This is a genomic window from Streptomyces sp. NPDC006207 (assembly GCF_040613835.1).
In the GTDB taxonomy this organism is placed as follows: domain Bacteria; phylum Actinomycetota; class Actinomycetes; order Streptomycetales; family Streptomycetaceae; genus Actinacidiphila.
The window spans coordinates 39,579-51,485 of sequence record NZ_JBEXSX010000069.1 but is presented as its reverse complement, the minus strand read 5'-3'; the positions used below and the strand labels follow the sequence as shown (position 1 = coordinate 51,485).

Below are 11,907 nucleotides of genomic sequence, written 5' to 3'. Positions count from 1 at the left end.
TGGGCGGGGCATGGAGGATTTTGCCGCGGATCGGCCGGCGACACAGTAGCACAATGGGGGCGGGGCCGGGGGGGCGGGGGCCGCGGGGCCACGTCCGTGACGGAAGGGAGGGCGTGGACCTGCCCGGGGGTCAGAAGACGCTGACGCCGTAGACGCTGAGCGCCTCCGTCACCGGCTGGAAGAAGGTCGTCCCGCCGACGCTGCAGTTACCGCTGCCACCGGAGGTCAGACCCAGCGCGATGCCGCCGGATGTGTACAGCGCGCCACCGGAGTCGCCGCCTTCGGCGCACACGTTGGTGCGGATCATCTGGTAGACCACGTCGCCGCCGCCGTAGTTGACGGTGGCGTTGAGGCCGGTGACCGAACCGCTGTGGATGCCGGTGGTGGAGCCGTCACGCAGGACGGCCTGGCCCACGAAGGCGTTGCCGGCGCTGGTGATGTCGGTGTTGCCGGCCGTGCCGCTCTTGGTCACGGAGGTGTTGCTGTACCGGACCAGCGCGTAGTCGTTGGTCGGGAAGCTGTAGCTGACGTTCGAGCCCAGCACGGTGGACTGGCTGGAGTTGGAGTACCAGGTGGACGCGACCTCACCGCAGTGCCCGGCGGTCAGGAAGTAGTTGGTGCTGCCGCTGCGCACGTTGAAGCCGAGCGAGCAGCGGTAACCGCCGCCGTAGATGGCGTCGCCGCCGGCGATCAGCCGCTTGAAGGTGCCGGCCGTGCGGCGGAAGGTGACCGCGTCGCCGTAGGAGGCGGTGGCCTTCTGCAGCGTGGCGAGTTCGGCGCCGGTGACCGTGCTGTCGGCGGTGACCTCCAGGCGGTTGGACTTCGGGTCGACGACCCACGAGGTGCCCGCGATGTCCGCGGCGAGGGTGGCCTTCCCGGCCTTCTCCAGCTGGGCGGTGCTGTGCGCCACGAACTTCGGGACCGCGCCGGCCGCGCTGACGGCCTGGGCCGCCTTGTCGTTCGTGACGTTGACGACCATGGTCTTGGCCTTGGCGTCGTAGTACGAACCGGCGGTGGAGGCGGTGCCGAGGGACGTGGTGAGCGCGGCCGCGGCCTCGGGGGAGGCCTTGGGCGCGGGAGCGGCCTGGGCGGCGGGCAGGGTGAGCGCGGTGGCCGCCAGCAGACCGGACGCCACGGCGATCAGCCGTGCACGTCTCGGGACGGGGGTGTGGGTGGTGCGCTTGATCCTCACGCGTTTTCCTCCTGTGGGGGAACGGAAGTTGACCCGCGTAGCGCGGGCCGGTGAGGCGCAGCGAGGGCGCCGCCGTACTGTGGGGGTGGCGTGCCCCTGACAAGTGCTGCGCACACGGGAGTATTCAGAGTCATGCACAAGCGCACAAGGGCGGGTTTCGGCCGCGTCACGTACCCGAAACGCCCCGGCGGCTCCCCCGGGTCAACCGCTGTGACGGTGTATCACCTGGTGGGCCCACCGCCGCCGCCACCCGCCGGCCGCCCCCGCGCACCACCCCCGGTTTGGCGCGAACGGGCGGCTGCGCCGCGGCCCGCCCCCGCCCGCCGGGCCCGGCACGTCGAACGCCCGCACCGGTCACCGTCGTCGCGGGGAGGGCCGGCGTGTCCCCGTCAGCAGTCGCAGCCGCAGCAGTCGCAGTCGCAGCAGCAGCCGTCACCGCAGCCGCAGTCGCAGCCGGAGCAGTCGCAGTTGGAGCACCAGCCTTCGCGCCGCTTCCCGGTCCAGGGGTCGTCGTAGTGGTCCCGGCAGCAGATCTGGCACGTGCAGCAGAGCCCCGCGAACACCGCGCAGCCCATGAGCAGCCCGCGGCGGGGGCCCGGCTGGTGCGGGGGGCCGGGGGTCAGCCAGGGCGACTGCACCGGCCCGCCGGGGCCACCAGGGCCCGGGTGGTGGGCGCACGAGGCCCCGAACGCGCGGTCCACGGAACGGCGCAGTTCGTGGGCGAGCAGGACGTGGGCGAGCGCGCCGTCGGTGAACTCCACGTCACGCAGGGCCAGCCGGACCCCGTGCACCGCGTCGTCGCACAGCCGCCGCGCCTCGTCCACGCTCGTCCCGGTGGCGGTCAGCGGGTTCCACGCGCCCGCCGCCGCGTCGGCGGCCAGGTCCTCCACCGCGTCCAGCAGGTGGGCGAGGCGGCCGAAGAGCCGGCCTGCTTCCTCCAGCGGGGCACGGTTGCCGGGGCGTCCGGCCAGCACCGCCGTGTGGCCGAACGCGGCGGCGGTGGCGGTCTCGGTGGGCTCGGTGACGGTCAGCAGGGAGGTACCGGGCCCGGCGGCCGCCTCGACGGCGGTCTGCCGGCCCACGGCGTCCACCAGCACCGCGGTGTCGAAGCCGAGCCCCGAACCGGTCACGGCCCCCGCCCGGTCCCAGCGCCGGGCGACCGTGCGCGCCGCCGCGGCGACCGGACGGCGCGCCAGCAGACCGTCGCCGTCCGCCATGTGGTCGCGCATCTTCGCCGAGGCCAGCACCAGCGAGACCGCCGCGGCCAGCCGCGCGCCCTCCCCCTTGGCCACCGGCGCGGTCCGCATCGCGCGCAGCGGGCACGGCCCGGCGGTACGGCGTCCGTCCTCCGTCCACCCCGACTGGGCCTCCACCAGCACCGAGACGATGAGCCCGTCGTAATTCGTGGCGACCCTGGCCAGTTGACCGTGGTCGTCCCTCAGGGCGAGGCAGAGCCCGCACAGATGGGCCGTCCACGCTATGGCCAGCTTCTCCGGCAGACGGTGCCGGCATGGTCTGACGATTCCGAACATCACAATCCCCCGTACGTCATTCGCAGCAATGGAACACGTCATCGGCTGGTCGTTCTGTACGCCGCCCGTTCGGCTGTCCGGCGGTGAGCCATCACCCTACCGAGCGGGACCCTTTCCGATGATCCGTCAGGAGCCATATTCCACGGGGTACCTGGGGGCCACTAGTGCGATTTATGCACCAGGTCTGTCACGAATCCACCCCACGGTGGGTATCCGCTTGGCGCATCATCCGCATCATGGACGACCATAGGGGTGCGGACGGCAAACTGACCGCGTGCGAGAGGAGGCGTCCATGGGATCGGTACGACGGGCGAGCGCCTGGCTGGGACTCGTCGACGACAACAGCGCCGAGGAGTACTACGACGAGGACTACGCCGATTACGGCGACGGCGCCGAGACGTCCTCCCCCGACTCCTGGGTCACCGACCCCCGCGTGCGCGTGGCCTCCGATTCGGCGGAGGAACAGGGCCGCCGGATCGCCACGGTCACCCCGGACGGCTTCCGGGACGCCCGCGGCATCGGCGAGCTGTTCCGGGAAGGCGTCCCGGTGATCGTCAACCTGACGGCGATGGACCCCGCCGACGCCAAGCGCGTCGTCGACTTCGCGGCCGGCCTCACCTTCGGCCTGCGCGGTTCGATCGACCGCGTGGCCAACCGGGTGTTCCTGCTGACCCCGCCCGACTACCTGGTCGTCAACGCCGACAGCAAGCGCGGCGGCGACGGCTTCTTCAACCAGAACTGACCCGTGGCGTCGGCGCCGGAACCCGGCGCCGATGCCACGGCCTGCCCGCCCGCCTGCCCGCCTACCGGAAGGCGTCGAGTCCGGTGAGCGCCTTGCCGAGCACGAGCTGGTGCATCTCGACGGTGCCCTCGTAGGTGAGCACGGACTCCAGGTTGGTGGCGTGCCGCATGACGGGGTACTCCAGGGAGATGCCGTTCGCGCCCAGGATCGTCCGGGAGTTGCGGCAGATCTCGATCGCCTCGCGCACGTTGTTGAGCTTGCCGAAGCTGACCTGCTCGGGACGGAGCGTGCCCGCGTCCATGCGCCGCCCGAGGTGGTGGGCGAGGAGGACGCCCTTGTGCAGTTCGAGCGCCATGTCGGCGAGCTTGGCCTGGGTCAGCTGGAAGCCGCCGATGGGCCGGCCGAACTGCTCACGGGTGCGGGAGTACTCCAGGGCGGCCTCGAAACTGCTGCGCGCGGCGCCCATGGCACCCCAGACGATCCCGTAGCGCGCGTGGTTCAGGCAGCTGAGCGGGCCGCGCAGGCCGGTGACCTCGGGGAGCACGGCGTCGGCGGGCAGGCGCACGTCGTCCATGACCAGCTCGCTGGTGACGGAGGCGCGCAGCGACCACTTGTGCTTGATCTCGGGTGCGGAGAACCCGGGGGTGTCGGTGGGCACGACGAATCCGCGGATGCCCTCGTCGGTGCGGGCCCACACCACGGCGACGCCGGCGACCGAGCCGTTGGTGATCCACATCTTGCGGCCGTTCAGGACCCAGTCGGAACCGTCGCGCTTGGCGTGGGTGCGCATGCCCGCCGGGTCGGAGCCGTGGTCGGGCTCGGTGAGCCCGAAGCAGCCGATGACCTCGCCGGCGGCCATCCGGGGGAGCCAGCGCTGCTTGTGCTCCTCGGAGCCGTACCGGTGGATGGCGTACATCGCCAGCGAGCCCTGCACGGAGACGAGCGAGCGGATGCCGGAGTCGGCGGCCTCCAGCTCCAGGCAGGCGAGGCCGTACTGGACGGCGGTGGCGCCCGCGCAGCCGTAGCCGGCCAGCGACATGCCCAGCGCGCCGATCGAGCCGAGCTCGCGGGCCAGCTCGCGGATCCCGGGCAGCTCGCCGCGCTCGTACCAGTCCGCCACGTGCGGCAGCACGCGGTCGGCGGCCCAGCCGCGCACGGTGTCCCGCACGGCGCGGTCCTCGTCGTCGAGCAGGTCGTCGATGCCGAGCGGGTCGTACGGGTCGAACTGCGGCTTTCCAGCGGACATCGTCGTCCTCTCCGGTGATCACTGCGCTTCGCGGACGAAGCTACTTCCGTGGCGTGGACGGGTAAAGCCCCCGACGGTGTGCTCAGCGCGACACGTCGGCCCCGGCCAGGGCGTGCTCGCGCGGTGCCGGGATCCCGGGGGCGGCGGACCGCTCGGACGCCTCCGTGCCGCACTCCATGCGGCGGGGCAGCCGCAGCGCGGCGACCGCGCCGAGCAGCAGCAGACCGGCGCTGACCACCAGGGTGATGTGCATCCCGTGGACGAAGGCGTGCCGTGCGGCGTGCCGCAGGGAGGCTCCGGCGGTACCGCCGAGGCGGTCGGAGACCTCGTAGGCCTCGCCGAGCGACTTCCCGGCCGAGACGCGGGCGTCCGCCGGCACCCCGGGGACCCGGGCGACGCCGGGGGCGTAGGCGGCGTTCATGACGCTGCCCAGCAGCGCGATGCCGATGCCGGCGCCCAGTTGGTAGGAGGTCTCGCCGATCGCGGCGGCGCCGCCCGCCTGCTCGGCGGGGGCGTCGCTGAGCATGGACTCGTACGCGCCGAAGAGCGTGGTCTCCAGCCCGAAGCCGAGCAGGACGAAGCCCGTGGTCAGCACGCCCGGCCGGTCGTGCTGGCCCATGAGGGTCAGCACGAGCACCGCGCAGGCCGTGAGGACGAAACCGGAGCTCACCATGACGCGCGGCCCGAAGCGGCCGAGCATCCGGGAGCCCAGGAGGCCGGCACCCATGGCCGCGAGGGTCAGCGGCAGCAGCCGCAGCCCCGTCTGCAGGGGGCTCAGGCCCAGGACCAGCTGCAGGTACTGGACGGCGATCAGTTCCAGGCCGACGAGGGCGAGCAGCGCCAGCACGATGCAGCCCACGGAGGTGCCGAAGGCGGGCCTGACGAACATGCGTATGTCGATGAGCGGGTGCTCGCGCCTGCGCTGCCGGCGCACGAACAGCACCAGCAGGGTCAGGCCCACGAGCAGCGGGACGAGCGCGGAGGGCTCGTACGGAGCCGCGCCTCCGCCGACCCTCTTGACGCCGAGGATGGCGCCGAGGATGCCCAGCGCGGCCATGACCGCGCCCAGCACGTCCCAGGGGCCGTCCAGCTCGCCGCGGGACTCCGGCAGCAGCCAGCGGGCCACCGGAAGGATGACGGCCATCAGGGGGATGTTGACCAGGAAGACCGAGCCCCACCAGAAGTTCTCGACGAGGAAGCCGCCGAGGACCGGCCCGACGGCGGCGCCGACGGCCGCGACGGCGCTCCACACGCCGATGGCCACGGCCCGCTCACGGCGGTCGGGGAAGACCTGCCGGAGGATCGACAGCGTGGCCGGCATGATCATCGCGCCGCCGACGCCGAGCAGGGCCCGGGCCGCGATGAGGACGCGCGGGTCGGGGGCGAAGGCGGCCACCGCCGAGGCGGCCGCGAAGATCGTGCAGCCGAGCAGCAGGATCCGGCGTCTTCCGACGCGGTCGCCGAGGGTGCCGAAAAGGATGAGCAGGGACGCGGCGACGAGCGGATAGGCGTCGACGATCCACAGCAGCTCTATCGCGCCGGGGCGCAGGTCCTCGCTCACCGCGGGAACGGCGACGTGCAGCACGGTCGCGTCGAGGGCGACGAGCAGCAGGCTGACGCAGAGGACGATCAGCACGGTCCAGCGGTTGACCGGCCGAGTGTGCCGTGGGACGGCGGCCGGCCCGGGAATGCCGGCCGAGGACGTCCCTGTCATGTACGTACCTCCCAGCGGTGCGCTCGCGGTGTCCCTGGGCAGGACGAGGGGGACGGTCCCGGGGGAACCCAGCGACGAGGGCGAGTGAAGTCGTCAGACTACGCGAGTCCGCGCCGATGGTGGGTGGCGCGGGTCACGTTCCGACGTGGCCGTCGTCACGTGACGGCCATCCGCCGGAGACCTGCCGGACATTTCCGGTACCGCGCGGCACCGGGCCTCCCGCCGGGAACGGAACGGCCCCGCCCGCCGACTCGGTGGCGTGTACCCGCCCGTTCCGGTCGTATGCACCCCGAGCGCGGGGCGCGCGGTTCAACGCGTACGCCCGCCGCGCGCGTTCACACGCCCGCCGATCGGGAATCTCCCAGGTCACGACTGCGATCCGGGGCCGCGACGGACGGCGCGCAGGGAACCCGACCGCCCCGCCGGAATGGCAGGCGAACTCCAGGAGAAGTGACGGGTAATCAAAGATAAACAGGGCATGCGGAAATCGAACGCGCGATTTCCCAAGATCCTCCGCATGCACTTCGAAACATAAAATCAAGGAGTTCCCGCATTCGGCTCAATGTGCACGTCCGCACTACGGCCAATGGGTGGAGTGAGACGCAGTCCACATCACATCGTCATTACGAACCCGGCCTTCCGGCCGAACTCCGCCATCACACGCTGTAACGTCGATTGAGTGCGTACCGATGACAAGCTTCGCCTCATGGAGGAGCCCGAGACAGCCCAGGCGCCACCGGGCATGAGCCGGACACGCGTGCTGCTGTTCGGATCGACGCTCGTGGCCTATGTGGCCATCGTCGTAGCCGTCCTGACCACGTCCAAGCTCGTGACCCTGGACTGGCAGGTCATGATGTGGCGGCCCTACAAGCAGTGGCCGCAGATCCACGCGTTCCTGGACTACTTCGTGGTCCTGGGCCAGCGCGGCCCGACGGCCGTGATCGTCGCCTCCTGGCTGGGCTGGCGCGCCTGGCGCCACCGCACCCTGCACCCACTGCTGGTGCTGGGCACGTCGCTGCTCCTGCTGAACGTCACCGTGGGTTCGGTGAAGTACGGCCTCGGCAGGCTCGGCCCGCACTACGCGACCAGCGCCGGATCGGCCGAGCTCTTCGCCGGCGGCGATATATTTCCCTCCGGTCACACCGCGAACGCCGTGGTGACCTGGGGGGTCCTGGCCTATCTGGCCACCACCCCGTGGGTCCGCCGGGTCACCTCCGTGATCGCGGCGTTGCTGGCGCTGGGCGTCGGCATGACCACCATCTACCTCGGCACCCACTGGGTCAGCGACGTCCTGCTCGGCTGGGCGGCCGGCCTGCTGATCCTGCTGGCACTGCCCTGGTTCGAGCCGCTGATGGCCTCGGCCGAGCAGCGGATCACGGCCGCCTGGGCGCGCCGTCGCGGCACCCGCACGGCGCCCGCCACGGCTCCCGCCGCGAACACGGCGCCGGCCTCCGTGCAGCTCTCCGACAACCCGGACGGCGTACTCGAGCCCGTCGTTCTCAGCGGCCGCGCGACGACACCTGCGTCCGGCGTACCGCACCACCCGGCACGTCCGCACACCACCCGCCACGAACGCACCCCGGTCACCCCGGCCGGCAGCCGCCGCCCGCCCGCGGACCGGCCCGGCCGCCCGGCACCGGTCGGCCAGGCCGGCGTGGCCCGCGGCCGCGGCGCCACCGGCTGACGGCCCGCGGGGCAGGTACGCACACCTCCCGCCCCGCCCGCGCCCGTACGAAGGCCCCGGCCGCCCCTCTTCGGGGGCGGCCGGGGCCTTCGTCGTGCGGGGATGCGGGGAGAGGGCCTTCAGCCGCTCCAGCATCGGGTCACCCGGCCGCCCTCGACGGTGAAGTTGAGCCGGCCCACCCGGTACTCCATGGTGATGACGGCGCCCGGCGGCAGGGCACGCACCATGCTCCAGCCACGCTCGGTGGCCCGGCGCTCGGCCTCGTCGGCGCCGAGGCCGACGTAGGTGTCCGGTTCGTCCTGCGGTTGCCGTGCGGCACTCGGATCGGTTGCCATGAGAGCAACCGTAGGCGCACACGAGCCGTGACGGAAGACGGCGGCCGACTTGATCGTCACACTTCTGTCACAGAATCCAGGGCAGCGTTTGGCGTGCACCGTTCACTCTTTGGGGGCGACTTTTCCAATCACCCGCCGAATTCGCGGACCCGGCCGCCGAAAAGCGTCCGGGCCGGCCGCCACGGAATTCCGGGAAACGGTCCACACACTTCCCTCACATCACATCCCCAGCGTCGACAGCTCTTCATCCGTCAGCAACCGGGACCGAATGAGGAACCGGTTGCCCGTCGGCGCCTCCAGCGAGAAGCCGCTGCCGCGCCCCGGCACCACGTCGATCGTCAGATGCGTGTGGCTCCAGTAGGCGAACTGGTCGCGCGACATCCACACCGCCACCGGGTCGATGCCCAGGACGTCGAGGTCGCCGAGGTGCACGTCGGAGTCCCCGGTGAGGAACTCCCCCCGCGGATAGCACATGGGCGAGCTGCCGTCGCAGCAGCCGCCGGACTGGTGGAACATCAACGGGCCGTGCTGGTCGGCGAGACGCCGCAGCAGCCCCGCGGCCTCCTCGGTGACGGCGACCCGGCCGGCCCTCGGTGCGATAGAGGTCATGGGGTCAGAGTGCTCCCGCCGAGCGCCGCCCGCCAGACCCCCGCAGGACATGCCGACGGGCGGAACCCACCGTCGACTCCGCCTCGCGCTCCGACAGGCCGGTGCTGACGGCCGCCCCGACCATCTCCGCGGCGACCCGGTCGCCGTGGCCGTTCTCGAACGCGCGGCAGGCGGCCCAGAACAGCCGCTCGTTGCGCTCCCCCACCGACGAGCCCAGCACGAAGCGGATCAGCGGCCCGGCCGTGCCCCCGCCCGTCCCGGCACCCGACCCGGCGCCCGCCGGCGCGCCCGCCGCGGCACGCGCGGCACGGCGCTGGGGGGTCGTCAGCAGCAGCCGCAGCAGCCGCTTGGGCACGGCGGCCGGCGGCATCGAGGCCGTCGGCGGGTCCCAGCGGTAGAGCCCGGCGGTGGTCACCGAGCCGGGTCCCACGAGGTAGCCGCCGCTGCCGCGCACGTCGATCCCGTTGCCGAGCCGGCGCACGGAGTTGGGCACGATCGCCTCGGCCGGGCCGCGCAGCCACAGGTGCCGGCCGCCGCTCGGGGTGATGACCGTGCGCGTCCACGGCACGGCGAAGCCCCACCGGGCGGCCAGGTCCACCAGGTCGGTCACGCCGTCGACGCCGTCCTTGCGGTCCAGGTCGAGGCCGATCAAGTAGTGCGGTGAGCGTCCGCACGCGATCCCGTACCCGCTGGCCCAGGGGGCCGCCGCGAACATCTCGGTTATCCGGGCGGGCTCGGTGGCGGCGTCGTGCACGCCGTGGCCGAGCCGTCCGCACTGGCCGCGGCACATCCCGCGCCCGGTCTCCCCCCGGTGCGGCGAACGGACCGCGGGGAGCTTGGTCCGCGACAGCGGGATGACGGGGAAGCCGCGCCGCCCGGCGGCGAGCGCGCACTGCAGCGCGCGGTCGTGGTCCGGATGCGTCACGGGGTGCCCCCTCGGTGCGCTACGGCATGGCCCCTTTATCGTACTTTCGTTCGACCCTCCACTCAATGGCGCACCGACGGCGCGCGGCACGGCCGTCCCGTCCCGGTCCGTCACATGACGGGTCGTCTGCCCGAGACTGTACGGAAGATGCGAGTACGGAAGACCGAGTGCCGGCAGGATCTCCTACCGCGAGGGAACGCGCCGATGGGGACGAACGCAACGCAGACCGCGACCGACCGGGCGGCGGCGCCCCGGCGGCCGGGACGGCTGATGGTGGAATGGCTGACCACCACCGACCACAAGAAGATCGGGCACCTCTACCTGATCACGTCGTTCGGCTTCTTCCTCGCCGCGGGACTCATGGCGCTGCTGATGCGCGCCGAGCTCGCCCGCCCCGGCCTGCAGCTGATGTCGAACGACGGCTACAACCAGCTGTTCACGATCCACGGCACGGTCATGCTGCTGCTCTTCGCCACCCCGACCTTCGCGGGCTTCGCCAACGAGATCATGCCGCTGCAGATCGGCTCGCCCGACGTCGCCTTCCCCCGGCTGAACATGCTGTCGTACTGGCTGTTCCTCTTCGGCGGCCTGATCGTGCTCGGGAGCTTCCTGACGCCCACCGGGGGCGCCTCCTTCGGCTGGTTCGCCTACGCGCCGCTGAACAGCCTCACCCGCTCGCCCGGGATCGGCGCCGACATGTGGATCATGGGGCTGGCGCTGTCGGGCTTCGGCACCATCCTGGGCGCGGTCAACTTCGTCGCGACGATCGTGGGGATGCGCGCGCCGGGCATGACCATGTTCCGGATGCCGATCTTCACCTGGAACGTGCTCTTCACCTCGGTGCTGGTGCTGATGGCCTTCCCCGTGCTGGCGGCGACGCTGCTGGTGCTGGAGGCGGACCGGCGCTTCGGCTCGCTGGTCTTCGAGCCGGGCAACGGCGGGGCGCTGCTGTGGCAGCACCTGTTCTGGTTCTTCGGCCACCCGGAGGTGTACATCATCGCGCTGCCGTTCTTCGGCATCATCACCGAGGTCATCCCGGTGTTCTCGCGCAAGCCGGTGTTCGGCTACGCGACGCTGGTGGGCGCGACGACGGCCATCACCGGGCTGTCGATGGTGGTGTGGGCGCACCACATGTTCGTCACCGGCGCCGTGCTGCTGCCGTTCTTCTCGCTGCTGTCGTTCCTGATCGCCGTGCCGACCGGGGTGAAGTTCTTCAACTGGATCGGCACGATGCTGCACGGCTCGCTGTCCTTCGAGACACCGATGCTGTGGGCCGTCGGCTTCCTGGTGAGCTTCCTGTTCGGCGGCCTCACCGGGGTCATCCTCGCCTCGCCCCCGCTGGACTTCCAGGTCAGCGACTCGTACTTCGTGGTGGCCCACTTCCACTACGTGGTCTTCGGGACGGTGGTCTTCGCGATGTTCGCCGGCTTCTTCTTCTGGTGGCCTAAGTTCACCGGGAAGATGCTCGACGAGCGGCTGGGGAGGATCCAGTTCTGGACGCTGTTCGTCGGCTTCCACACCACCTTCCTCGTCCAGCACTGGCTGGGCGTTGAGGGCATGCCCCGGCGGTACGCCGACTACCTGGCGGCGGACGGCTTCACCGTGCTCAACACGATCTCGACGATCGGGGCGTTCCTGCTGGGCCTGTCCACCCTGCCGTTCCTCTACAACGTGTGGCGGACCGCCAAGTACGGCCGGCGCGTGGAGGTCGACGACCCCTGGGGCTTCGGCCGTTCGCTGGAATGGGCGACCTCCTGCCCGCCACCACGGCACAACTTCTCGACGCTGCCGCAGATCCGTTCCGAGTCCCCCGCCTTCGACCTGCACCACCCGGAGGTCGCCGCCCTCGACCAGGCACGCTCCACCGGCCGCCGCGACGCCGTCGAGCCCGGTGCCGGCGGCCAGGACTGACGGCGCCCGGTCGCGGC

Annotated in this window: 10 protein-coding genes; 3 read left to right on the top strand and 7 right to left on the bottom strand. The window is 71.8% G+C overall.

The features are described from left to right. Window positions 1-130: 130 nt before the first annotated feature. Together ABZ312_RS37430 and ABZ312_RS37425 are read right to left on the bottom strand one after the other, a co-directional pair. Entirely contained in the window at window positions 131-1,192 is a 1,062-nt protein-coding gene (locus tag ABZ312_RS37430; RefSeq protein WP_500328515.1) for a S1 family peptidase, read from the bottom strand. 389 nt (window positions 1,193-1,581) lie between these two features. Beyond that, a complete protein-coding gene (locus tag ABZ312_RS37425) occupies window positions 1,582-2,724 on the bottom strand; it encodes a DUF5685 family protein (protein ID WP_500328517.1) in 1,143 nt (380 codons plus the stop codon). 292 nt (window positions 2,725-3,016) lie between these two features. Here ABZ312_RS37425 and ABZ312_RS37420 point away from each other — a divergent pair, with 292 nt between their 5' ends. Beyond that, window positions 3,017-3,466, top strand: coding sequence for a cell division protein SepF (locus ABZ312_RS37420; protein WP_499511054.1), 450 nt, complete (start codon window positions 3,017-3,019; stop codon window positions 3,464-3,466). 61 nt (window positions 3,467-3,527) lie between these two features. On the opposite strand, the gene ABZ312_RS37415 is transcribed toward ABZ312_RS37420, so the two are convergent. Then, a complete protein-coding gene (locus tag ABZ312_RS37415; RefSeq protein WP_500360028.1) occupies window positions 3,528-4,712 on the bottom strand; it encodes an acyl-CoA dehydrogenase family protein in 1,185 nt (394 codons plus the stop codon). An 82-nt stretch (window positions 4,713-4,794) separates the two neighbouring features. Next, window positions 4,795-6,426, bottom strand: coding sequence for an MFS transporter (locus ABZ312_RS37410; RefSeq protein WP_500328522.1), 1,632 nt, complete (start codon window positions 6,424-6,426; stop codon window positions 4,795-4,797). Between the two features lie 679 nt (window positions 6,427-7,105). Here ABZ312_RS37410 and ABZ312_RS37405 point away from each other — a divergent pair. Next, a complete protein-coding gene (locus tag ABZ312_RS37405) occupies window positions 7,106-8,110 on the top strand; it encodes a phosphatase PAP2 family protein (protein ID WP_500328524.1) in 1,005 nt (334 codons plus the stop codon). 119 nt (window positions 8,111-8,229) lie between these two features. Here ABZ312_RS37405 and ABZ312_RS37400 read toward each other — a convergent pair whose 3' ends face one another. From ABZ312_RS37400 to ABZ312_RS37390, 3 genes are all read right to left on the bottom strand, one after another. Beyond that, window positions 8,230-8,445: an I78 family peptidase inhibitor gene (locus ABZ312_RS37400; protein WP_499511058.1), complete on the bottom strand. Its 216-nt coding sequence runs from the start codon at window positions 8,443-8,445 to the stop codon at window positions 8,230-8,232. 219 nt (window positions 8,446-8,664) lie between these two features. Continuing rightward, a complete protein-coding gene (locus ABZ312_RS37395; protein WP_499511059.1) occupies window positions 8,665-9,054 on the bottom strand; it encodes a DUF779 domain-containing protein in 390 nt (129 codons plus the stop codon). Window positions 9,055-9,058: 4 nt separating this feature from the next. After that, window positions 9,059-9,979, bottom strand: coding sequence for a bifunctional DNA primase/polymerase (locus tag ABZ312_RS37390; RefSeq protein ID WP_500439649.1), 921 nt, complete (start codon window positions 9,977-9,979; stop codon window positions 9,059-9,061). A 204-nt stretch (window positions 9,980-10,183) separates the two neighbouring features. Here ABZ312_RS37390 and ctaD point away from each other — a divergent pair, with 204 nt between their 5' ends. After that, complete coding sequence (ctaD, locus tag ABZ312_RS37385; RefSeq protein ID WP_500439648.1) at window positions 10,184-11,890, top strand: aa3-type cytochrome oxidase subunit I; 1,707 nt, start codon at window positions 10,184-10,186, stop codon at window positions 11,888-11,890. Window positions 11,891-11,907 lie beyond the last annotated feature (17 nt).